This is a genomic window from Cellulomonas carbonis, assembly GCF_014636275.1.
In the GTDB taxonomy this organism is placed as follows: Bacteria; Actinomycetota; Actinomycetes; order Actinomycetales; family Cellulomonadaceae; genus Actinotalea; species Actinotalea carbonis.
The window spans coordinates 293,499-315,175 of the sequence record NZ_BMEB01000004.1; the positions used below are offsets into that span (position 1 = coordinate 293,499).

Sequence of the window (21,677 nt, forward strand, 5' to 3'; positions counted from 1 at the left end):
GGTCGTCAGTCGCGCGCGATGTCCGCGACGACGGCGCCGGTGAGGCGCACGAGGTCAGCGGGGGCCAGGCCGACGTCGAGCCCGCGGCGCCCGCCCGAGACGTACACGGTGTCGAACAGCTCGGCGGTCTCGTCGACGACCGTCGGGTGCGCCGTCCGCTGGCCGAGGGGCGAGATCCCGCCGACGACGTACCCGGTGGCGCGCTCCGCCGCGGGCTTCTCGGCCATCGCGGCCTTCTTGCCGCCGACGGCGTGCGCGAGCGCCTTGAGGTCGAGCTTGCCCGTGACGGGCACCACGGCGACCGTGAGCGCGCCGTCGACCACGGCCATGAGCGTCTTGAAGACCTGCTCGGGCGGGATGCCGAGCACCTGGGCCGCCTCGAGCCCGTAGCCGACGTCGGACGACGCGTCGTGCTCGTACGGGTGCACCGTGTGCGCGACGCCCGCCGCCTCGAGCGCGACCAGCGCGGGCGTGCCGGACGGGGCCTTCTTCCTCACCACGAGCGTGACCCTAGAGCCGTCCGGCCGCCGTGACCACGATCGCCGGCTCGCCGCGCTCGTCGCTCGCGGCGAGGTCGACGACGGCGTCGATGCGCCAGTCGCGGTCGCCCGCAGGGTCGTCGAGGACCTGCCTGACCTCCCACCGCTCCGGCGTCGTCGCCGTCGCGGCGTGCTCGGTCACCAGCAGGAGCGCGGGGCCGCGCGCGTCGGGACCCGTGCCCACCTCGGCGTGGTCGTCGAAGTACGGGTCGAGCGCGTCGGCCCACCGGCCGGCGTCCCACGCCCGTCCGTCCGTGTCGACGTCGCCGAGCGCGCCGAGTGCCTCCCACCGCTCGCGCGCGACGAGCTCGACCCGGCGGAAGAGCGCGTTGCGGACGAGGACCCGGAAGGCCCGGCGGTTCGCGGTGACACTCGGGGGCGGGAGCTCCTCGTCGCGCTCGCGGCGCACGGCCGCGGCCTCGGGGTCGCGCAGCTGCTCCCACTCGTCGAGCAGGCTCGAGTCGGTGCCGCGCACGACCTCGCCGAGCCACTCGACGAGGTCCTCGAGCAGCTCGTCGCGCCGTTCGGGCGGGACCGTCTGGCGCAGCGCGCGGTACGCGTCGGCGAGGTAGCGCAGCAGCACGCCCTCGGTGCGCTCGAGGCCGTACGTCGAGACCGTCTCGGTGAACGTCATGGCGCGCTCGTGCATGTCCCGCACGACGGACTTGGGCGAGATCTCGTGGTCGGCGACCCAGGGGTTGGTGCGCCGGTAGATCGCGAAGGTGGCCTCGAGCAGCTCTGCGAGGGGCTTGGGGTAGGTGACGTCCTCGAGCAGCGCCATCCGCTCGTCGTAGTCGTACCCCTCGGCCTTCATGGCCGCGACGGCCTCGCCCCGCGCGCGGTTCTCCTGCGCGGCGAGCACCTGGCGCGGGTCGTCGAGCGTCGCCTCGACGACGGAGACGACGTCGAGCGCGTACGTGGCCGCCTCCCGGTCGAGCACGTCGAGCGCGGCGTACGCGAAGGGGGAGAGCGGCTGGTTGAGCGCGAAGTCGGGCGGGACGTCCACGGTGAGGCGCACGGTCCACCCCCGGCCGTCCGGACGCCGGACGCGCTCGACCACGCCGGCCGTGCGCAGCGACCGGTAGATCCGCACCGCCTGGCGCACGTGCCGGCCGCGGGCCTGCTCGGGCTCGTGGTTGTCGGTCAGGAGGTGCCGCATGGCCTCGACCGGGTCCCCGGGGCGGGACAGCACGTTGAGGACCATCGCGTGGGTCACCGCGAAGCTCGACGTGAGCGGCTCGGGCGGCGCGTCGCGAAGCCGCTCGAAGGTCTTGTCGGTCCAGTTGACGGAACCCTCGGGCGCCTTCTTGCGGACGATCTTCCGGAGCTTCTTCGGGTCGTCCCCGGCGCGGGCGAGCAGCTTGCGGTTCTCGATGACGTGGTCGGGCGCCATGACCAGGACGTCGCCCACCGTGTCGTAGCCCGCGCGCCCGGCGCGGCCGGCGATCTGGTGGAACTCGCGCGCCGAGAGGTGGCGCATGCGGACGCCGTCGTACTTGACCAGGGACGTGAGCACGACCGTCCGGATCGGCACGTTGATCCCCACGCCCAGCGTGTCGGTGCCGCAGACGACCGTGAGCAGGCCCTTCTGCGTCAGGCGCTCGACGACGCGCCGGTATCGCGGGAGCATCCCGGCGTGGTGCACGCCCACGCCGTGGCGAAGGAGGCGCGACAGGGTCTTCCCGAACCCGGTGCCGAAGCGGAAGGCCCCGAGCTCGGCCGCGATGGCGTCGCGCTGCGCGCGGTCGGCGACGGTGCCCGACAGCAGCGCCTGCGCGCGCTCGACCGCGTCCTTCTGCGTGAAGTGCACGAGGTAGACGGGAGCCCGCCGCGTGCGGACGAGGTCCTCGACGACCTCGTGCAGCGGCTCGACGACGTACTCGTAGCTCAGGGGCACGGGGCGCTCGGCGCTCGTCACCGCGGCCACGGGGACGCCGGTCCGCCGCTCGAGGTCCTCGACGAAGAAGCCGACGTCGCCGAGGGTCGCCGACATGAGCAGGAACTGCGTGCGCGGCAGCTCCAGCAGAGGGACCTGCCACGCCCACCCGCGCTGCGGGTCCGCGTAGAAGTGGAACTCGTCCATGACGACCTGCCCGACGGCGTCCTCACCCGGCACCGCGGGGTCGTCGACGTGGTCGGGCGCCTCGGCGGTGCCCTCGCCGGTCCGCAGCGCGATGTTGGCGAGGATCTCGGCGGTGCAGCACACGATCGGAGCACCCGGGTTCACGCTCGAGTCGCCCGTCATCATGCCGACCTGGTCCGAGCCGAACGCCGCCACCAGGTCGAAGAACTTCTCGCTCACGAGCGCCTTGAGCGGTGCCGTGTAGTACGTCCTGCGGCCCTGGGCGAGCGCGATGAAGTGCGCCGCCATCGCGACGAGGGACTTGCCCGAGCCGGTCGGCGTCGACAGGACCACGTGCGACCCCGTGACGAGCTCGAGCAGCGCCTCCTGCTGCGCGGGGTACAGCTCGAGCCCGCGGTCCGCGGCCCAGGCGACGAACGCCTCGTAGAGCGCGTCGGCGTCGTGCGGGTCCGCGGGGATGCGGTCGGTCAGCGACGCGGGGTCGGCCGGGGCGCCCGGGGCGGTGGTCGGTGCGGTGGCGGGGCTCATCGGGAGCCATCCTCCCAGGCTCGGGTCGCGCCGTCGTCGGCCCTACGCTGCGTCGCGGGACCACGGGTGGGTGGCCGAGCGGGAGGTGCACGTGGACGGGCGCACGGACGGCGGGCGGCGAGCCGTGGAGGCAGGTCGCGCTGCGCAGGGCCGCGCGGCGGAGCTCGAGCAGCACCGTCGCCGGCTCGTCGGGCTCGGTTACCGCATGCTCGGCTCGGTCGCGGAGGCCGAGGACGTCGTCCAGGAGGCGTGGCTCCGCCTCGCCGGGACCGACGACGTGCGGGACGTCGGCGCGTGGGCGACGACGGTCGTCTCGCGCCTGTGCCTGGACCGGCTCCGCTCCGCCCGTGCGCGACGCGAGGCGTACGTCGGGCCGTGGCTTCCCGAGCCGGTGCTGACGCGGGTCGAGGACGACCCGGCCGCGGTCGCCGAGCGGGACGACTCGGTCCGGCTCGCGCTGCTCGTCGTGCTGGAACGGCTCACCCCCGAGCAGCGCGTCGCCCTCGTGCTGCACGACTCCCTCGGGATCCCGTTCGCAGAGGTCGCCGAGGTGCTCGGGACGAGCGTCCCGACGGCACGTCAGCACGCGTCGCGCGCACGCCGCACGGTGGCGGACGCGACGCCGCCGGAGCCGGTCGCGCCGGACGTGCAGCGGTCGGTCGTCGCGGCGTTCGCGCGCGCCGCGGCAGGTGGCGACGTCGCCGAGCTCGTCCGCGTGCTCGCCCCCGACGTCGTGCTGACCTCCGACGGGGGTGGACGCGTCCGGGCCGCCCTGCGGCCGGTCGTCGGGGCCGACCCCGTGGCGCGGTTCCTCGTCGGCCTCGCGACCCGCGCGCGCGGGGACGTCCAGGTGGTGCCCGTGCTCGTCAACGGCGAGGTGGGCCTGGTCGTGCTGCTGGTCGAGGACGGGACCACGACCGACGTGTCGGTCGTGGTCCCGCACGTCGACGCCCACGGCCGGGTCGCGGCTGTCGACATCGTCCGCAACCCCGACAAGCTCGGGAGCGCGCGGTCGGCTCAGCCGGGCTGGCTGCCCGGGGCCACGGAGGCACCGTCGTCGGCGGCCGCGCCCGGCAGCGCGCACACCGCCGCGTCGGTGAACCCCTGAGCCGTCAGGCCCAGGCCGTGGTTGAAGCGCGAGCGGTGGTTCTCGAGCGCGACGAGGTGGGTGAGCTCCACGAGGCCCGCCTCGCCGAGCTCGCCGCGCAGCGCCTCGACCTGCGCGTCGTCGACCGTCGGCGGGGTCGCGGTGAGCGCGTCGGCGTAGGCGAGCGCGCGCTTCTCGAGCGGCGTGAGCAGCGGCGACGCCGCGTAGTCGGGGACAGCCATGAGGCGCTCGACCGTCAGTCCGGCGCGCAGCGCGAGCATCGCCCCGAAGTCGATGCACCAGGGGCAGCCGATGACGACGGCGACGCGGTGCGTCACGAGGTCGCGCAGCGAGGCGGGGAGCCGGTGCGGGGAGGCGAGGACGAGCGACTCGTGCACGAGGCCGGTCCAGAACACGCCGCCGTGGTGCGCCGCGACCGCGCTGGGCTCGAGCGCCCTGCCGTACAGCCGGCGCGTCACGGCGAGGGCGGCGCGGCGGAGCGGGGTGATGCGGCTGGGGGGAGAGATGCGGGCCATGGGTGTCCTCCGTGTCGACGGGCTGTCGAGAGGAGGACGGTGCTGCGCGGAGGAACGTGACAGGCGGGGCCGGTCCGGTTCGTGCGGACGCAGTGAGATGCGTCTCAGCCGGCGCTCACAGCACGGCGGCGCACACGGCGGCGAGCCGCGCCCGGAGCGGTGCGGCGGCCTCCGCGTGCGCGCGCTGACGCCTGACGTACTCGGCCTTGCCCTCGGCGGTCTCGATCGCGACGGGCGCCTCGCCCAGCGACGACAGGTCGTACGGCGACGCCTGCATGTCCAGGCGCCGGATCTCCGCAGCCAGAGCGAAGGCGTCGAGCAGCAGGTCCCCGGGCACGAGGGGACCGAGCTTGAGGCTCCACTTGAGCAGGTCCATGTTGGCGTGCAGGCACCCCGGCTGCTCCGTCGCCGCCTGGGTCTCGCGCGTCGGCGTCAGCTGGTTGCGGGGGACCGCCTCGGGCGTGAAGAACCGGAACGCGTCGATGTGCGAGCACCGGATCGTGTGACGCTCGACGACGGCGTCCGTACCCGCCCGGCCCAGGCGCAGGGGCAGGTCGTGCCGCAACGCGTCGTCCCGGCGGTAGACCATGGCCCACTCGTGCAGCCCGAGGCACCCGAGGTGCGCGGGCCGGGACGCGGTGGCCTCGAGCAGGCCGTGCACGTACCGCACCGTGTCACCGCGGTCCGCGAGGAACGCCCCCACGTCGAGCGTGGCGGCGCCGTCGTCGTCGCGGTACCAGCGCCAGCCCGCGTGCGGTGCCGGGCCCTCGGGACCGGGCAGGAGCGCGGTCCCGGCACCCGGGTGCCAGCGCGCGAGGAGCGCGGGCCGGACCCCGTAGTACTCGTGGAGGAAGTCCTCGACGGCGTGCCGATCACCCGTGCCACGTCGCGCCCGGTGACCGGCCGTGAGCGCGTCGGCGCGCTCGCGGTGCGCGTCGGCGAGCGCACGCCAGTCGGCCGCCGACAGCCGCCCGGCCCCCTGCCGGGCCGGTGCGTCCGGCTGGAGGGTCGGGGGCGCGCTCACGAGCCGAGGGTACGGCGCACCTCGGGCCCTCGGGCCCCGCCCAGGTGCGTCGTGAACCAGTCGCACGCGAGGCCCGCGACGACGTCGATCGCGCCCGGCTCGGCGAAGAGGTGGCCTGCACGCGGGACGACGACGAGGTCGTTCGGGCACCGCAGCATCGCGCGGGCGCGCTCGTTGAGCCCGAGGACGACCTCGTCCGCACCCCCCACCACGAGGAGGGTCGGCGCGACCACACGGTGCAGGCGCCGGGCCGCGAGGTCGGGCCGTCCACCGCGCGACACGATGGCGCGCACGGGGCTGTCCTCCTCCGCGGCCGCCCACAGCGCTGCCGCGGCGCCCGTGCTCGCGCCGAACCACCCGACCGGCAGGCCGTGCGCCCCGGGGTGCCGCCCGAGCCTCCTGGTCGCGGCGACGAGCCGGTCCGCCAGGAGGGGCACGTCGAACACGAGGGACCGGTCCTCCTCCTCGCCGGGCGACAGGAGGTCGACCAGGAGCGTCGCGAGCCCGGCGGCCTCGAGGGCGCGCGCCACGTGCCGGTTGCGCGGGCTGTGCCGGCTGCTGCCGCTGCCGTGCGCGAACACGACGAGCCCGAGCGCGCCCGCCGGGACCGTCAGCTCTCCCTCGAGCGCCACGCCGTCGGTGGGTACGAAGAGGTGCTCGCGCGCGGTCGGGGCCGGCGTCCGCCCGGTCGCGGCTTGAGTCCGCCCGGTCGGGGCCCGCGTCCGCCCGGTCGGGGACGTGCGGACGCGGCGGGCGGCGCGGTCGAGCGCGGCCACGACGTCCGCGTCGGGGACCTGCGTGAAGTCGTCGTAGTACCGGCCGATCGACTCGAGGTCGGCGGGCGTCTCGACGGCGACGAGCTCGTCCGCGCCGGCACCGACGGCCCCAGCAGGCGCCGCGCCCCGGAACCGCTCCTCCCAGCCGAGGGGGGCGACGGGCACGGCGAGCACGACGTGCCCGGCGCCGAGGGCGCGCACGACCGCGCAGGCGGCGCGCGCGGTCGAGCCGGTCGCCACGCCGTCGTCGACGACGACGACCGTCCGCCCGGCGAGCGGCACCCGCGGGCGCCCGGCGCGCAGGAGCTCGAGGCGCCTGGCGACCTCGGCCCGCTCTCGCGCCGCGACGCGCTCGACGTCCTCCTGGGTCAGACGCGTCGCGCCGAGCACGCGCGCGTCGAGGACCGTGACGCCGTCCTCGCCCACGGCGCCCATGGCGAGCTCGGGCTGCCACGGCACGCCCAGCTTGCGCACGACGACGACGTCGAGCGGCGCGTCGAGCGCGTCGGCGACCTCGGCCGCGACGGGCACGCCGCCGCGCGGCAGGCCCACGACCACGACGTCGTGACCCGCGAGGTGCCGCAGGCGCGCCGCGAGCCGTCGCCCTGCGTCGGCCCGGTCGCGGAACGGTGCGCGGAACGGCACGTGACCACCCCCGCTCCCACGGTCCGCCCCTCCGGTGCGTCTGTCCACCGGCCGGGTGGGACGCCGGGCGGTGCGGGTGCGCGTCCCGACACCCGCCGTGGCACCGCGTGCCGGGAGCGGGGTGCGCGAGACCTAGGGTGTCCTGCGTGCCGCAGACCTCCACCGACCCCTCGAGCGAGCCCGCCGTCGTCGAGATCTGGACGGACGGCGCGTGCAAGGGCAACCCCGGCCCGGGGGGCTGGGGCGCGCTGCTGCGGTCCGGCTCGCACGAGCGCGAGCTCTTCGGCGGCGAGGCGGGCACGACGAACAACCGCATGGAGCTGCTCGCCGTCATCGAGGCGCTCCGGGCCCTCAACCGTCCGTGCGCGGTGACGCTGCACGTGGACTCGACGTACGTCATGCACGGCATGACGCGGTGGATGGCGGGGTGGAAGCGCAACGGGTGGCTCACGGGCGAGAAGAAGCCCGTCAAGAACAAGGACCTGTGGACCGAGCTCGACACGCAGGTCGGACGCCACACCGTGACGTGGGTGTGGGTCAAGGGGCACGCCGGCGATCCCGGCAACGAGCGCGCGGACACGCTCGCGAACAAGGGCGTCGAGGCGGTCCGCGCGCGCGTGTGACGGTGCGGCGGGCGTCGCTCGCCCCGTCCACTCTGAGAGACGATCCGTCTGCTGGTTGATACGCGGCCGTCCGTCTGCCTCACTGGGACGATGACGACCTACACGCACGGCCACCACGCGAGCGTCCTGCGCTCGCACAGCCGGCGCACAGCGGCCAACTCGGCGCCCCACCTGCTGCCGCACCTCGTCCCGGGCTCGCGGCTGCTCGACGTCGGGTGCGGGCCGGGCACCATCACGGTGGACCTCGCGCGCGCCGTCGCGCCGGGCGAGGTCGTCGCCGTCGACGCCGCCCAGGCCGCCGTCGAGCTGACGGCCGCAGCGGCCGAGGAGGCGGGCGTCGCGGTCACCGCGCAGGTCGCCGACGTGCGGGAGCTCCCGTTCCCCGACGGGTCGTTCGACGTCGTGCACGCCCACCAGGTCCTCCAGCACCTCGCCGACCCCGTCGCGGCGCTGCGCGAGATGCGTCGCGTGACGCGACCGGGCGGGATCGTGGCGGTGCGCGACGCCGACTACGCCGCGATGACGTGGCACCCGGCGTCGCCCGGGCTCGAGGACTGGCTCGCGCTCTACCACGAGGTCACCGACGCGAACGGCGCCGAGGCCGACGCCGGCCGGCGTCTCCTGGGCTGGGCGCTCGAGGCCGGGTTCGACGTCGACGACCTCACGCCGAGCGCGTCCGCGTGGTGCTTCGCGACGCCCGAGGAGCGCGCGTGGTGGTCCCAGACGTGGGCCGAGCGCGTCACGTCGTCGGCGTTCGGGCGGACCGCGCTCGCCGAGGGCCTCGCGGACGACGTCGCGCTCGAGGCGCTCGCGGACGCGTGGCGCGCCTGGGGCGAGGCGCCCGACGGGTGGTTCGCCGTGCTGCACGGCGAGCTGATCGCGCGCGCCTGAGGCGCCCGGCCCGGCCCGGCCCGGCTCAGGGCACGTCAGCGGCCGTCAGGTCTCGTCAGCGCTCGTCACGGCACGAGCGCACGCGCCGTCGACGTCGACGCGGCGTGCATCGCACGCTCGAGCGGGCCGCGTCCCAGGGACGCGCGCCAGAGCCATGCGAGCGCGACCGTGACCACCACGAAGGCGAGCAGCACCGCGTTGCTCGGCGACCGTACGACGTCGTCGCCCAGCACGGCGATCGCGACGAGGTGCGTGCAGTACGCGGTCAGCGCGAGCGCGCCCGTCGCCGCGAGCGGCGCCAGGACCCGGCCGAGGTGCGGCGTGACCCACAGGCAGACGCCGAGCACGAGGAGCGCGACCCCGGTCGTGCCCACGACGTCCGGGGTGGTGTCGGCGTGCGGCTCCGCCGACACGAGCGGCACGACCGCGGCGGGCAGGGTCAGGCGTGCGGCGACGGCCGCCGCACCGTACCCGACGACCACGGCCGCGGCGCCGCCCAGCACGAGCCGCCGCGCCGTCCTCGGCGCGGCGAGGTCGAGGCGCCCGACGGCGAGGCCGACGAGCACGTAGAGGGCCCACACGAGCACGGGGTAGTACTCGCCCACGGCGATCTCGACGAGCTGCGGCGCGCCGCCCCAGGGCCCGAGCCCCAGCACGTCGCGCGCCGCGTGCACGAGGACGGGTGACACGACCGAGAGGACCGCCGCGAGCCCGAGCAGCGCGCGCACGGGCAGCCGCAGCACCACGGTCGTCGCGGCGAACAGCACCGCGTAGGACGGCAGGATCACGGCCACGGGTGTGCCGAGCGCGATGAGCAGCGCACCCAGGGGCCACAGCAGGAGCGCGCGCACGGTGATCCGCACGCGCGCACGCACCAGCGCGTCGCCCTCGGCCGGGACCGGACCGCCGCTGAGGAGCGCCGCCGCCACACCCGCGAGCAGGGCGAAGGTCGCGGCGGAGCGTCCGTCGGCGAGCTGGAGCCACCCGGAGGGCGTCGACCAGTCGGTCGACGCGGCGCCGACGTGCGCGGTGAACATCCCGAGCACGGCGGTGCCACGCGCGACGTCGACCCCCACCACGCGCTCCACGGCGGCAGCGTACGGGGGCGCCTAGGCTGCGGGGGTGCGCATCGCGAGGTTCACCACCGGAGACGACCCCCGCTACGCCCTCGTCGAGGGCGGGCCGGGGGAGGAGCAGCTCGTCGTCATCACGGGCGACCCCATCTACACGCCGGTCCAGCCGACGGGCGAGCAGGTCCCGCTCGACCGCGACGACGTCCGGCTGCTCGCACCCGTGATCCCCCGGTCCAAGGTGGTCGGCGTCGGCCGCAACTACGCGGACCACGCGGCGGAGATGGGCAACGCCGTGCCGACCAGCCCGATGCTGTTCCTCAAGCCGAACACGAGCGTCATCGGCCCCGACGACCCGATCGTGCTGCCGACGTGGACCGAGGAGGTCCACCACGAGGCCGAGCTCGCGGTGGTCATCGGCAAGGTCACCAAGGACGTCTCGCCCGAGAACGCCCTGTCGCGCGTGTTCGGCTACACGGTCGCCAACGACGTGACCGCCCGCGACATCCAGCGCTCGGACAGCCAGTGGACGCGGGCGAAGGGCTTCGACGGCTCGTGCCCGCTCGGGCCGTGGGTCGTCCCGGGCCTCGACGTCGACGACCTCGCGGTCCGCGCGCGCGTCAACGGGCAGATGCGCCAGGACGGGCGCACGCGTGACCTGGTCTTCGACGTCGCGACGCTCGTGTCGTACGTGTCCGAGGTCTTCACTCTCCTGCCGGGCGACGTGATCCTCACGGGCACGCCCGCGGGCGTGGGGCCCGTGGTCCACGGCGACGTCGTCGAGGTCGAGGTCGAGGACATCGGGGTGCTGCGCAACCCCGTGATCCGCCGCGACTGAGCGGCCGCCTGCCGACGACGGCGGGCCCCTGCGCACGCCCGACGGGCGGTACCTCGTCGTGCGCGGCCGGCTGTGGCGCGCGACGGACCCCGGGCTGGACCCGGACGAGCGCGAGCGCCTCGTGCACGAGCTCATGTCCGCGCGACGGGCGAAGGCTGCCGCGATGCGGTCGGGCGACGCGGACGCGCGCGAGGAGGCCCGGCGCCGCGTCGACGCCGCGAAGGTCGCGCTCGGGGAGCGCGGGCCGGTGTGGTGGGACGACGGCGAGCCCGACCTCACGCGCCGCACGGCCCGCACCACGCGCTACGCCGACTGGTACGCGGAGGTCGTCGGCGAGACCGCGCAGGAGGGTGCCACGGACACCGCGACGGGCGGCGCGGCGGGCGGTGGGGCCGACGGCGGGACGAGCGGCACCCGCCGATAGGCTGGCCGCACCATGCCTGAGAACACGCCTGAGACGCTCGCCTCGCCCGTCGCGCCCACCGCCACCCCGTCACCCGGGGCCGTGCGCGTCCGCTTCTGCCCCTCGCCGACGGGGACGCCGCACGTCGGCCTCATCCGCACCGCGCTGTTCAACTGGGCGTACGCGCGGCACACGGGCGGCACCTTCGTGTTCCGGATCGAGGACACGGACGCGGCGCGCGACTCCGAGGAGAGCTACCGCCAGCTCCTGGACGCGATGAGCTGGCTCGGCCTCGACTGGGACGAGGGCGTCGAGGTGGGCGGACCGCACGAGCCCTACCGGCAGTCGCAGCGCATGGACGTCTACGCCGACGTCGCGCGCCGGCTCCTCGAGGCGGGCTACGCGTACGAGTCGTTCTCGACGCCCGAGGAGGTCGAGGAGCGCCACCGCGCCGCCGGCCGCGACCCGAAGCTCGGCTACGACGGGTTCGACCGGGACCTCACCGAGGAGCAGAGGGCCGCGTACCGCGCCGCGGGCCGCGAGCCCGTGCTGCGGATCCGGATGCCCGACGAGGACGTCGTCTTCCGCGACCTCGTGCGCGGCGACCTCACCTTCCCGGCCGGTTCGGTGCCCGACTACGTCATCGTGCGTGCGAACGGGCAGCCGCTGTACACGCTCACCAACCCCGTCGACGACGCGCTCATGGGCATCACGCACGTCCTGCGCGGCGAGGACCTGCTGTCGTCGACCCCGCGCCAGGTCGTGCTGTTCCGGGCGCTCGTCGCGCTCGGCGTCGCGAGCGTCGAGCCCGTGTACGGCCACATGCCGTACGTCATGGGGGAGGGCAACAAGAAGCTCTCCAAGCGGGATCCCGAGTCCAACCTCTTCCTGCACCGCGAGCGGGGCTTCGTCCCCGAGGGCCTGCTGAACTACCTCGCCCTGCTGGGCTGGTCCATCGGGCCGGACCGCGACATCTTCTCGGTCGAGGAGATGGTCGCGGCGTTCGACGTCGCCGACGTCAACCCGAACCCGTCGCGGTTCGACGTCAAGAAGGCCGAGGCGATCAACGGCGCCCACGTGCGCCTCCTGCCGCCCGACGTCTTCCGCGAGCGCCTCGTGCCGTACCTGCACGCGTCGCGCGTCGTGTCGGCCGAGCGGTACGAGGCGCTCACCGCCGCCGAGCGCGCGGTCCTGGACGCCGCGGCCCCGCTCGTGCAGGAGCGCATGACGCTGCTGGGCGAGTCGGTCGGCATGCTCGGCTTCCTCTTCGTCGCCGACGACGCGCTCGTGGTCGAGGACGACGCGCGGGCGGCCCTGCGCGACGGCGCCGCCGAGGTGCTCGACGCGGCGGTGGCGGCGCTCGAGGCCCTTCCCGAGGAGGGCTTCACGACGGCCGCGACGCAGGACGCGCTCACCGCGGCGCTCGTCGACGGGCTCGGCCTCAAGCCGCGTCTGGCCTACACGCCGCTGCGCGTCGCGGTGTCCGGTCGCAAGGTGTCCCCGCCGCTGTTCGAGTCCCTCGAGATCCTCGGCAGGGCCTCGACGCTCGCGCGCCTGCGCTCGCTGCGCTCGTCGCTGTGACGGGCCGCCGCGTCGACGGTGTGCTGTTCGACGTCGACGACACCCTGGTCGACACGCGCGGTGCGTTCGCGGTCGCGCTCGCCGAGGTCGCCCGAGCCCACCTGCCGCACCTCGGCGAGGACGCGCACCCGGAGCTCCTGAGGGTCTGGCGTGCCGACGCCGGGGGCCACTACGCGCGGTACACGAGCGGCGGCACCGACTACCGCACGCAGCGCATGACGCGCGCGAACGAGCTCCAGGCGGCGTTCGGCGGCGACCAGCTCGACGACGCCGCGTACGAGGCGTGGAACGCGGTGTTCGAGGCCGGCTTCTCCGGCGCGTGGACGGCGCACCTGGACGCGCACGACGTCGTCCGGCAGCTGCTCGACGCGGGCGTCGCGGTCGCCGCGATGACCAACGCCGCGGTCGCGTACCAGACGACGAAGCTCGAGCGTGCGGGCCTCGGCGAGCACGTGACCGTGCTGGTCGGTGTCGACACGCTCGGGGTGGGCAAGCCCGACCCGGCGGTGTTCGTCGAGGCGTGCCGACGGCTGGGCACCGAGCCGGCGCGGACGGCCTACGTCGGCGACGAGCTCGACGTCGACGCGCGGGCCGCGGTCGCAGCCGGGCTGCTCGGGGTCTGGGTCGACCGGCCCGGGCCGCGTCGCGTCGACATCCCCGACGAGGACGTCGCCGCCGCGCGCGCCGCGGGGGTCGAGGTCGTCACGACGCTCGCGGAGGTGCCGGGGCTGCTCGGCGTCTCGTAGCCGCTCTGCCTCTCGTGGCCGCTCGGTGTGTCGTGGCGGCTCGTCGTGGCCCCTCAGCGCCCCACGGCGTAGCCCTGCATGCCGCGCGGGTTGGCGGCGGCGTGCAGCATGCCGTCGTGGCCGATGGCGGCCGCGCTGAGCCGGCCGAGCGACCAGGGTGCCGTGACGGTGACCTCGTGCCCGCGTCGGCGCAGCTCGCCGACGACCTCCGGACCGAAGCGCTCCTCGACGTGCACCCCTGCGGGGTCGAGGTCGCGCGGGTCGAACGACGACACGAGGTGCGTCGTGTGGAACGTCGGCGCGTCGATGGCCTCCTGGAGCCCCATCCCGAAGACGAGGTGGTTGAGCAGGAACGGCACCTGCCACTGGTCCTGCTGGTCGCCGCCGGGCGTGCCGCACGCGATCTCCGGCCGCCCGTCGCGCAGGACGAGGGTGGGGCTGAGCGTCGTCCGGGGACGTTTGCGCGGTGCGACCGACCCGGGGAACCCGTCCTCGACCCAGAACATCTGCGCGCGCGTCGGGAGCTGGAACCCGAGGGTCGGGATCACGGGCGACGACTGGAGCCATGCGCCGCTCGGCGTCGCCGAGACGACGTTGCCCCACCGGTCGACCACGTCGAGGTGGCACGTGTCGCCGCGCGTGGACCCGTCACGGGCGATCGTCGGCTCGCCGACGCCGGCGGCGCGCGTGGCGGGCGACACCGATCGCCCGGCACGGCGCGCCGCGACCGCGGCGGCCACGCGCTCGGCCACCGCGGGCGGGAGCGGCGGTGCGGGCCGTCCGTCGGGCGACCCGGGCGCGACGTCGTCGGCCGCGTCGGGGGAGACGAGGCGACGCCTCTCGTCGGCGTACGCCGACGAGAGGAGGGCCTCCAGCGGGACGTCCGTGCGGTCGGGGTCGCCGTACCAGTGGTCGCGGTCGGCGTACGCGAGCTTGGCGGTCTCGACGACGGCGTGCACGAGCTCGGCGGTTCCCGGCCGGGTGTCCGCGAGGTCCATCCCCGTCAGGAGCGCGAGGTGCTGCAGCAGGACGGGGCCCTGACCCCACGGACCGGTCTTGGCGACGGTCCGACCCGCGACCTCGAGCGTCGCGGGCGCCTCCTCGCGCACGCGCCACGCGGTCAGGTCGTCGGCCGTGAGCAGCCCGCCGTGCGCGTGCCCGGTCGAGTCCACGAGCGACTGCGTCGCGCAGAACCGACCGATCTCCTCCGCGACGAACCCCTCGTAGAACGCGCGCCGCGCGGCCTCGATCCCGGCCTCGCGCGAGGGGCCCGCGGCGCGCGACTCGTCCGCGATGCGCTCGAGCGTGGCGGCGAGGACGGGGAGCCGGAACCGTGACATCGGCTCCGGCACGGCGCCGTCGGGCAGGTACGTCTCGGCCGAGGTCGGCCAGTGGCTGCGGAAGTGGTGCGCGACCGCGCCGATCGTCGTGGCGGCCTGCGGGATGAGCGGGAAGCCGTCCCGGGCGTAGCCGATCGCGTACCGCAGGACGTCCGCGACGTGCCACGTGCCGTAGCGGGCGAGCAGGTCCAGCCACGTGCCGAACGCGCCGGGCACGACGGCGGCGAGCAGGCCGGTCCCGGGCACGTGGTCCAGCCCGAGCGCCGCGAAGGCCTCGGGCGTCGCGGCGGCGGGTGCCGTCCCCTGGCCGCACAGCACGAACGGGTCGCCGCCCGCTGTGCACGCGACGAGCGGCAGGTCACCGCCCAGCCCGTTCAGGTGCGGCTCGACGACGTGCAGGACGAGCCCGGCGGCGACCGCGGCGTCGAAGGCGTTGCCGCCGGCCTCGAGGACCGCCATGCCGGACTGGGAGGCGAGCCAGTGCGTCGACGCGACCATCCCCGTCGTTCCCACGAGCTCGGGACGGGTCGTGAAGGGGCGAGATGCAGGGGTCACCTCGCGATGCTCGCACGGGTCCGTGTGAGGTCGCTCACGCGCGGGCGCTCGAGAACCGGTCGGTTTGGCGAGCCGTCGTGCGTCGGGTAGAGTTCCCCGCCGGTACGACGACCGGATTCGGGGCTCCTTGGAGCCCCCGGAACGGGAGTCATACCCCCTTGGGGTATGGTGTAATTGGCAGCACGAGTGATTCTGGTTCACTTAGTCTAGGTTCGAGTCCTGGTACCCCAGCGTCCCGCTGACCGGCGGTTTCATCCCTCGCGGGATGTGGTCGAAGGCCCGGCGGACATGCTGTAGAGTTTCACGCGGTCGATCCCCGGAAGGGGAGAAACCGACTAGGCCCCCATCGTCTAGAGGCCTAGGACGCCGCCCTCTCACGGCGGTAACAGGGGTTCGAATCCCCTTGGGGGTACGGAACGAGGGCCCGGTCACCACGGTGACCGGGCCCTCGTCGTTCTCCGCCCCCTCGAGCCGGCCCTGCGGGTGGAGGGCAGCGCGAGCGGCGGGCGGCGGGTGCCGCCGACGGGCTCAGCCGAGCGCGACCGCGATCACGGCCGACACGGCGGCGACGACGCCCGCCAGGACGGTCGCGGCGGCAGGTCCGCGCCGGTCGGTGGGGAGCGGGGCGAACCACTGCGACACCCGCGCGAGCACTGTCATGGGCGGCGCCGCGCGGCGGACGTCCCGTGCGGCCTTGGGTCCCGCCCGGTCGACGACGGCGGGCAGGTGCCCGACCGCGCGGACGAGGGGCGCGACGGTGCGGCTGCGCCGTGCCGAGCGTCGTCCTCGCAGGACGTCCTCGAGCGCGTCGCGGACCGCCCGGTCGTCGTTCGCCCAGTGGATGCGCGCGGAGATCCGCCCCTCGGGCGTGAGCACGTACGCGGCGTTGGGCTTGGTCCCGAGCGCTCGGTGCAGCGTCCCGTCGACGTCGTCGACCGCGACCTCGTGGCGGACGCCCAGGTCGGCAGCCATGGCTGCGGCGGCGGCGAGCTTGTCCTGCGCCGTGCCGGGCTGCGTGATGACGTCGCCCGGGTGCGCCTCGCGCGTCTGGACCAGCACGAACCGCACGCGGTCGCCGTACTCGTCGAGGAGCGCGTCGATGCGCGGCACGCCGCTGCGCGTCACCGGGCAGGTGCGCGATCCGAGCACCAGCAGGACAGGACGGGCACCGAGGGCGTCGGAGCGCAGTCGGCCCCCGTCGAGCGTGGGGAGGTCGAACGCGGGGACGAGGTCGCCGGGCGCCGGGTCGGACCGGCGGTACCGCAGGTCCTCGAGCATGTGGTGCGTCCGGAACGTGTCGAACCGGTAGCGGTCCGCCGCGGCGGCCGCGGCGGGGCGCCCGGCGTCCCTGTCCGTGGTGCCGGTGGTGTCGTGCGTCGTGGTCCTCATCGGTGCACCTCTCGTTCGGTGGAGAACTTGACCGATCGGTCAAGTCGAAGGCCGTGCCGACGGCAGGGCCGGTTCGTGCGGGCTCAGCCCGGGGGGAGGAGGCGGCGGACCGTCGCGGCGAGACCGTCGAGCAGGGTCAGGTCGTCGTGCGCGCGCGCGAGCGCGGCCGAGCCCTGGACCACGGCGACGACGTCCCGCGCGAGCCCGACCGGGTCGAGGTCGCGTGCGACGTCCCCGCGGGCCTGTGCGTCACGGACGGTGTCCGCGACACGCGTCACGTAGCGGCCGAGGACGTCGGCGACGCGCTCGCCGAGCGGGCCGCCCGCCGCCGGCAGCTCGGTCGCGAGGTTGCCGATCGGGCAGCCCGGAACGGCTCCCAGCCGTCGCGACATGTGCCCCATGAGCGTGACGAACGACGCGACGAACCGGTCGAGGCGCTCGAGCGGAGGCTCCTCGCGGTCGAGCGCGTCGTCGAGCACCCCGGACATGAGCTCCCAGTCGCGTTCGAGGACCGCGAGCCCGAGCTCGGCCTTGGACGGGAAGAAGTGGTACAGGCTGCCCTTGCGGACGCCGGCCGCGCGGCACACGTCGTCGACGCCCACGTCGGCGTACGACGCCGCGTGCACGAGGTCCCGTGCGGTGGCGAGCACGCGCTCGCGGGTGTCGGACGGCATGTCGCGACCGTAGGCGAGAGTTGACCGATCGGTCAACAGTCCGCTCCCAGGATGGCCGGTCGTGAGCGGGACGTCGGTGCGGGGCCGCGGGGTGGTCGGGCGCGTCGTGCGACGACGCAGCGTCGGGGGACCGCGGTCGAGCGCGCACCCCCGGACGACGGCACCCCGGGGCGCGGCGCGGTCGTGCGCGTGCCCCGGGGTGGTGGACGGTCACTCGGCGGTGCGGCGCAGCACCTCGGTCAGGCGGTTGGCGGCGGCGACGACCGCGGCGGCGTGCAGGCGACCCGGCTGGCGCCCGAGGCGCTCGACCGGTCCCGAGATCGAGACCGCTGCGACGACGCGCCCCGACGGGCCGCGCACCGGGGCGGAGACGGACGCGACGCCGGCCTCGCGCTCCGACACCGACTGGGCCCAGCCGCGGCGACGGACGCCCGAGAGGATCGTCGCGGTGAACTTGGCGCCCTGGAGCCCGCGGTGCAACCGGTCCGGCTCCTCCCACGCGAGGAGGATCTGGGCCGCGGAGCCGGCCTGCATCGTGAGCGTCGCGCCCACGGGGATCGAGTCGCGCAGACCCATGGGTCGCTCCGCCGCGGCGACGCAGATGCGCTGGTCGCCCTGGCGCCGGTACAGCTGGGCGCTCTCCCCGCAGTGGTCGCGCAGCGCGGTCAGCACGGGGTTCGCGGCGGCGAGCAGGCGGTCCTCGCCGGCTGCGGTCGCGAGCTCCGACAGACGCGGGCCGAGCACGAACCTGCCCTGCATGTCGCGGGCGACCAGGCGGTGGTGCTCGAGCGCGACGGCGAGGCGGTGCGCGGTGGGGCGGGCAAGATGGGTGGCGGCGACGAGCTGGGCGAGCGTCGCCGGGCCGGCCTCGAGGGCGCTCAGGACCGACGCGGCCTTGTCCAGGACGCCGACTCCGCTAGAGTTGTCCATACGTCGATACTGGCGTCTCGCGACGTGAGACGCAAGTCCCTCGGCCCGACGACTTCCCGGGACACCCCTCCGGGCACGCGGAACGCGAGAGGAAGAGCAGATGGCCGGCACGTTGGCGGAGAAGGTCTGGGACGCGCACATCGTGCGCCGTGGTACGGACGGGGCGCCCGACCTGCTCTACATCGACCTCCACCTGGTGCACGAGGTGACGAGCCCCCAGGCGTTCGAGGGCCTGCGGCTCGCGGGTCGGCCCGTCCGGCGGCCGGACCTCACGATCGCGACCGAGGACCACAACACCCCGACGCTCGACATCGACCTGCCGATCGCGGACCGCACGAGCCGGACCCAGATCGAGACGCTAAGGCGCAACGCCGCCGAGTTCGGCGTCCGGCTGCACTCGCTCGGCGACGCGGACCAGGGCATCGTCCACCAGGTCGGGCCGCAGCTCGGGCTCACGATGCCGGGCCTGACGGTCGTGTGCGGTGACTCGCACACGTCGACGCACGGCGCGTTCGGCGCGCTCGCGTTCGGCATCGGGACCAGCGAGGTCGAGCACGTCCTCGCGACGCAGACCCTGCCGCTCGCGCCCTTCAAGACGATGGCGATCACCGTCGACGGCGAGCTCCCCAAGGGCACGACGTCCAAGGACATCATCCTCGCGATCATCGCCAAGATCGGGACCGGCGGCGGCCAGGGCTACGTCCTGGAGTACCGCGGTGAGGCGATCCGTGCGCTGTCGATGGAGGCGCGGATGACGATCTGCAACATGTCCATCGAGGCCGGTGCCCGCGCGGGGATGATCGCGCCGGACGAGACCACCTTCGAGTACCTGAAGGGGCGTCCGCACGCGCCCGAGGGCGCCGACTGGGACGCGGCGGTGGAGTACTGGCAGACCCTGCGCAGCGACGACGACGCGGTGTTCGACGCCGAGGTGGTCCTCGAGGCCGCCGACCTCGAGCCGTTCGTCACGTGGGGGACCAACCCCGGGCAGGGCCTGCCGCTCTCCGCGTCCGTCCCCGACCCCGCGGCGATCGCCGACGAGAACGAGCGCGCGGCGGCCGAGCGCGCGCTGGAGTACATGGCGCTCACCCCCGGCACCCCGCTGCGCGACGTCGCGGTCGACACGGTCTTCATCGGCTCGTGCACCAACGGCCGCATCGAGGACCTGCGGTCCGTCGCGAAGCTCGTCCGGGGCCGGCGCAAGGCCGACAGCGTCCGGGTCCTCGTCGTCCCGTCCTCGGCGCGCGTCCGGCTCCAGGCCGAGGCCGAGGGCCTCGACCGGATCTTCCTCGACTTCGGCGCCGAGTGGCGCAACGCGGGCTGCTCGATGTGCCTGGGCATGAACCCCGACCAGCTGGCCCCGGGTGAGCGCAGCGCGTCCACGTCGAACCGGAACTTCGAGGGCCGGCAGGGCAAGGGCGGTCGCACGCACCTCGTCTCGCCGCTCGTGGCGGCCGCGACCGCGATCCGCGGGACCCTTTCGTCGGTCGCGGACCTCGGCCCCGACGTCGAGGTGCCCGACGGCAGCCCGCTCGCCGACGCACCGCTCGAGACCGCCGGACGCCGGACCGCCTGAGAACCCGCCGGCCCCGGCGACGAAGGAGCTGACCACGATGGAGAAGTTCACCCAGCACACGGGTGTGGGCGTGCCGCTGCGGCGCAGCAACGTCGACACCGACCAGATCATCCCGGCCGTGTACCTGAAGCGCGTGACGCGGACCGGCTTCGAGGACGCGCTCTTCGCGGCGTGGCGCGGCGACCCCGAGTTCGTGCTCAACCAGGACGCGTACCGCGCCGGCTCGGTCCTCGTGGCCGGACCGGACTTCGGCACGGGGTCCTCGCGGGAGCACGCGGTCTGGGCCCTCAAGGACTACGGCTTCCGCGCCGTCCTGTCGACGCGCTTCGCCGACATCTTCCGCGGCAACTCCGGCAAGCAGGGTCTGCTCGCGGCCCAGCTCGCCCAGGAGGACATCGAGCTCGTCTGGAAGGTCATCGAGGCCCGGCCCGGCACCGAGGTGACCGTCGACCTCGTGGCCCGGCAGGTGCGGGCCGAGGACGTGGTCGTCCCGTTCCAGGTCGACGACTACACCCGCTGGCGGCTCATGGAAGGCCTCGACGACATCGGGCTCACGCTCAAGCACGAGCCCGAGATCTCGGCGTTCGAGGAGACGCGTGAGCCGTGGCGGCCCCGCACCCTGCCCGCCAAGCACCTCCCGCCGGTCGAGGTCGTCGCGGCGCGGCCCGTCGCGGTCCCTCGGCACCGGGACGACGCGCTGTCCTGATCGTCGCGGCCTGACGGGGCGCCGCCGTGAGCTCCGGGCCGCGGCGGCGCCCTCGTCCCGTCCTGCCACGGTCCGGTCGCCGGCGCGGGGGTGTCCAGCGGTGCCGTAGCCGGTCAGCGGTCCCGTAGCCGGTCAGCGGTCCCGTAGCCGGTCAGCGCGGCGGTCCTTGCTCGACGAGCGCCCGGAGCGCGGCGGGGGTGTCTCGCGCCGGGTCCCAGCGTGCCTCGACCCACCACGTCGCGCCGGCCTCGGCGAGCGCCGCGAGGCGGTCCTGCGCCGCGGAGGCGTCCCCCGGCAGACGTCCCTGGACGACCACGTCGAACGGGGTGTCGGGCCGCACGCCTGTGTCCGGCGCGGCGGCGAGGCGCTCGCGACGCTCGCGGAGCCATGCGACCGCGTCGGCGACCTCGGCGGGTGTCGGGTCCCGCTCCTCACCGACGTGCTGCAGGACCGCGCCGTCCCACCGGGCCGCGCGCCCCATCGACCGTGCCGACCCCAGACCGGCGACGGGCCACACCGGAACGCGCGGGCGCTGCACGGGTGGCGGGGCGATCACGAGGTCCGTCACGCGGTGGTGCCGTCCCTCGAACGAGAACGGCCGGCCAGAGGCGGCCAGGTCGAGGATCGCGAGTGCCTCGTCGAGCCGCTCGGCGCGCTCGCGGAGCGCCGTGGCCTCGCCGCTCACGCGGGACAGCCCGCCGTCGTCGAGCACGCCGAGCCCGGCGGGCAGCACGAGGCGGCCACCCGAGAGGTGGTCCACCGTGAGCACCTCGCGCGCGAGCTTCCACGGACGTCTGCGCCCGGGGACGAAGACGAGCGCACCGAGCGTGATCCGACTCGTCACGGTCGCCACGGCGCCGAGCAGCGTCCACGGGTCCCAGGTGTCCATGCCGCCGAGCGAGATGCCGTCCCACGTGAAGAAGCCGTCCCACCCGGCTTCCTCCGCGTCACGGGCGAGCCCGACCACCTCGGTCGCGCTCCCGTAGGTCCCCACCACACCGATACGCACGTCGCCCTCCTCGTCGTCACGTCGTGCGGTCGTCCGCGACGCTAGCCGTGAGGTCCGACACAGGCGCCGCCGCTGCGACGGGCTGACCTGGGTGCGTGTGGCGGCGGCGCTGCGGACGGGCCGCGTCG

20 protein-coding genes and 2 tRNA genes are annotated in these 21,677 nt (G+C 75.1%); 11 read left to right on the plus strand and 11 right to left on the minus strand.

Going from position 1 to position 21,677, the window contains the following annotated elements; all coding sequences use genetic code 11:
- Window positions 1-5 precede the first annotated feature (5 nt).
- The gene (gene ybaK / locus IEV86_RS13675) at window positions 6-500 is read right to left on the minus strand and encodes a Cys-tRNA(Pro) deacylase (protein ID WP_043605340.1); all 495 of its coding nucleotides are present in this window, start codon (window positions 498-500) and stop codon (window positions 6-8) included.
- A gap of 10 nt (window positions 501-510) precedes the next feature.
- On the minus strand, window positions 511-3,150 hold the full coding sequence (locus IEV86_RS13680) for a DEAD/DEAH box helicase (protein WP_052426121.1): 2,640 nt from the start codon (window positions 3,148-3,150) through the stop codon (window positions 511-513).
- Between the two features lie 70 nt (window positions 3,151-3,220).
- On the opposite strand from IEV86_RS13680, the gene sigJ reads away from it, so the two are divergent.
- A complete protein-coding gene (gene sigJ / locus IEV86_RS13685; protein WP_229734647.1) occupies window positions 3,221-4,258 on the plus strand; it encodes an RNA polymerase sigma factor SigJ in 1,038 nt (345 codons plus the stop codon).
- On the opposite strand, the gene IEV86_RS13690 is transcribed toward sigJ, so the two are convergent.
- From IEV86_RS13690 to IEV86_RS13700, 3 genes are all read right to left on the minus strand, one after another.
- Window positions 4,168-4,773 carry a carboxymuconolactone decarboxylase family protein gene (locus IEV86_RS13690; protein WP_043605338.1) on the minus strand — a complete coding sequence of 202 codons (606 nt, stop codon included), beginning with the start codon at window positions 4,771-4,773 and terminating at the stop codon, window positions 4,168-4,170. The two genes, sigJ and IEV86_RS13690, sit on opposite strands and share 91 nt — an antisense overlap.
- Before the next feature lie 115 nt (window positions 4,774-4,888).
- Window positions 4,889-5,797 carry a 3-methyladenine DNA glycosylase gene (locus IEV86_RS13695; RefSeq protein WP_438501597.1) on the minus strand — a complete coding sequence of 303 codons (909 nt, stop codon included), beginning with the start codon at window positions 5,795-5,797 and terminating at the stop codon, window positions 4,889-4,891.
- Window positions 5,794-7,218, minus strand: a complete 1,425-nt coding sequence (locus IEV86_RS13700) for a phosphoribosyltransferase family protein (protein WP_188484708.1) — start codon at window positions 7,216-7,218, stop codon at window positions 5,794-5,796. Before IEV86_RS13700 ends, IEV86_RS13695 begins: the two co-directional genes overlap by 4 nt.
- Before the next feature lie 146 nt (window positions 7,219-7,364).
- Between IEV86_RS13700 and rnhA the strand changes: the two genes are divergently transcribed.
- Entirely contained in the window at window positions 7,365-7,841 is a 477-nt protein-coding gene (gene rnhA / locus IEV86_RS13705; RefSeq protein ID WP_043607553.1) for a ribonuclease HI, read from the plus strand.
- Window positions 7,842-7,931: 90 nt separating this feature from the next.
- Window positions 7,932-8,732 carry a methyltransferase domain-containing protein gene (locus IEV86_RS13710; RefSeq protein WP_043607552.1) on the plus strand — a complete coding sequence of 267 codons (801 nt, stop codon included), beginning with the start codon at window positions 7,932-7,934 and terminating at the stop codon, window positions 8,730-8,732.
- Window positions 8,733-8,797: 65 nt separating this feature from the next.
- On the opposite strand, the gene IEV86_RS13715 is transcribed toward IEV86_RS13710, so the two are convergent.
- Window positions 8,798-9,820, minus strand: coding sequence for a heparan-alpha-glucosaminide N-acetyltransferase domain-containing protein (locus IEV86_RS13715; RefSeq protein ID WP_043607550.1), 1,023 nt, complete (start codon window positions 9,818-9,820; stop codon window positions 8,798-8,800).
- 34 nt (window positions 9,821-9,854) lie between these two features.
- On the opposite strand from IEV86_RS13715, the gene IEV86_RS13720 reads away from it, so the two are divergent.
- The 4 genes from IEV86_RS13720 to IEV86_RS13735 are packed head-to-tail and all read left to right on the plus strand — an operon-like array spanning window position 9,855 to window position 13,370.
- The gene (locus IEV86_RS13720) at window positions 9,855-10,640 is read left to right on the plus strand and encodes a fumarylacetoacetate hydrolase family protein (RefSeq protein ID WP_043607549.1); all 786 of its coding nucleotides are present in this window, start codon (window positions 9,855-9,857) and stop codon (window positions 10,638-10,640) included.
- Between the two features lie 58 nt (window positions 10,641-10,698).
- Window positions 10,699-11,064 (plus strand): hypothetical protein, encoded by a 366-nt coding sequence (locus IEV86_RS13725; RefSeq protein WP_202595175.1) that lies wholly within the window; start codon window positions 10,699-10,701, stop codon window positions 11,062-11,064.
- A 12-nt stretch (window positions 11,065-11,076) separates the two neighbouring features.
- Window positions 11,077-12,624 carry a glutamate--tRNA ligase gene (gene gltX / locus IEV86_RS13730; RefSeq protein ID WP_052426301.1) on the plus strand — a complete coding sequence of 516 codons (1,548 nt, stop codon included), beginning with the start codon at window positions 11,077-11,079 and terminating at the stop codon, window positions 12,622-12,624.
- Window positions 12,621-13,370, plus strand: coding sequence for an HAD family hydrolase (locus IEV86_RS13735; protein ID WP_043607548.1), 750 nt, complete (start codon window positions 12,621-12,623; stop codon window positions 13,368-13,370). The genes gltX and IEV86_RS13735 overlap by 4 nt, the downstream gene beginning before the upstream one ends.
- A gap of 53 nt (window positions 13,371-13,423) precedes the next feature.
- On the opposite strand, the gene IEV86_RS13740 is transcribed toward IEV86_RS13735, so the two are convergent.
- Window positions 13,424-15,208 (minus strand): gamma-glutamyltransferase family protein, encoded by a 1,785-nt coding sequence (locus IEV86_RS13740; protein ID WP_052426300.1) that lies wholly within the window; start codon window positions 15,206-15,208, stop codon window positions 13,424-13,426.
- 216 nt (window positions 15,209-15,424) lie between these two features.
- Between IEV86_RS13740 and IEV86_RS13745 the strand changes: the two genes are divergently transcribed.
- Both IEV86_RS13745 and IEV86_RS13750 read left to right on the plus strand, forming a co-directional pair.
- Window positions 15,425-15,496: transfer RNA gene (locus tag IEV86_RS13745), tRNA-Gln, on the plus strand.
- A gap of 108 nt (window positions 15,497-15,604) precedes the next feature.
- Window positions 15,605-15,677 (plus strand) — tRNA-Glu (locus tag IEV86_RS13750).
- Window positions 15,678-15,793: 116 nt separating this feature from the next.
- Here the strand turns inward: IEV86_RS13750 and IEV86_RS13755 are convergent.
- The 3 genes from IEV86_RS13755 to IEV86_RS13765 all read right to left on the minus strand — a co-directional run bounded on the left by IEV86_RS13755 (window position 15,794) and on the right by IEV86_RS13765 (window position 18,258).
- A complete protein-coding gene (locus IEV86_RS13755; RefSeq protein WP_052426299.1) occupies window positions 15,794-16,654 on the minus strand; it encodes a TlpA family protein disulfide reductase in 861 nt (286 codons plus the stop codon).
- Between the two features lie 83 nt (window positions 16,655-16,737).
- The gene (locus tag IEV86_RS13760; RefSeq protein WP_052426298.1) at window positions 16,738-17,328 is read right to left on the minus strand and encodes a TetR/AcrR family transcriptional regulator; all 591 of its coding nucleotides are present in this window, start codon (window positions 17,326-17,328) and stop codon (window positions 16,738-16,740) included.
- 210 nt (window positions 17,329-17,538) lie between these two features.
- Window positions 17,539-18,258 (minus strand): IclR family transcriptional regulator, encoded by a 720-nt coding sequence (locus tag IEV86_RS13765; protein WP_043607546.1) that lies wholly within the window; start codon window positions 18,256-18,258, stop codon window positions 17,539-17,541.
- 100 nt (window positions 18,259-18,358) lie between these two features.
- Between IEV86_RS13765 and leuC the strand changes: the two genes are divergently transcribed.
- Together leuC and leuD are read left to right on the plus strand one after the other, a co-directional pair.
- Window positions 18,359-19,834 carry a 3-isopropylmalate dehydratase large subunit gene (leuC, locus tag IEV86_RS13770; RefSeq protein ID WP_043607545.1) on the plus strand — a complete coding sequence of 492 codons (1,476 nt, stop codon included), beginning with the start codon at window positions 18,359-18,361 and terminating at the stop codon, window positions 19,832-19,834.
- A 37-nt stretch (window positions 19,835-19,871) separates the two neighbouring features.
- Window positions 19,872-20,540 carry a 3-isopropylmalate dehydratase small subunit gene (gene leuD / locus IEV86_RS13775; RefSeq protein ID WP_043607544.1) on the plus strand — a complete coding sequence of 223 codons (669 nt, stop codon included), beginning with the start codon at window positions 19,872-19,874 and terminating at the stop codon, window positions 20,538-20,540.
- Between the two features lie 151 nt (window positions 20,541-20,691).
- Here the strand turns inward: leuD and IEV86_RS13780 are convergent, their stop codons facing one another.
- Window positions 20,692-21,549 (minus strand): LLM class flavin-dependent oxidoreductase, encoded by an 858-nt coding sequence (locus IEV86_RS13780; protein ID WP_043607543.1) that lies wholly within the window; start codon window positions 21,547-21,549, stop codon window positions 20,692-20,694.
- Window positions 21,550-21,677: the final 128 nt, after the last annotated feature.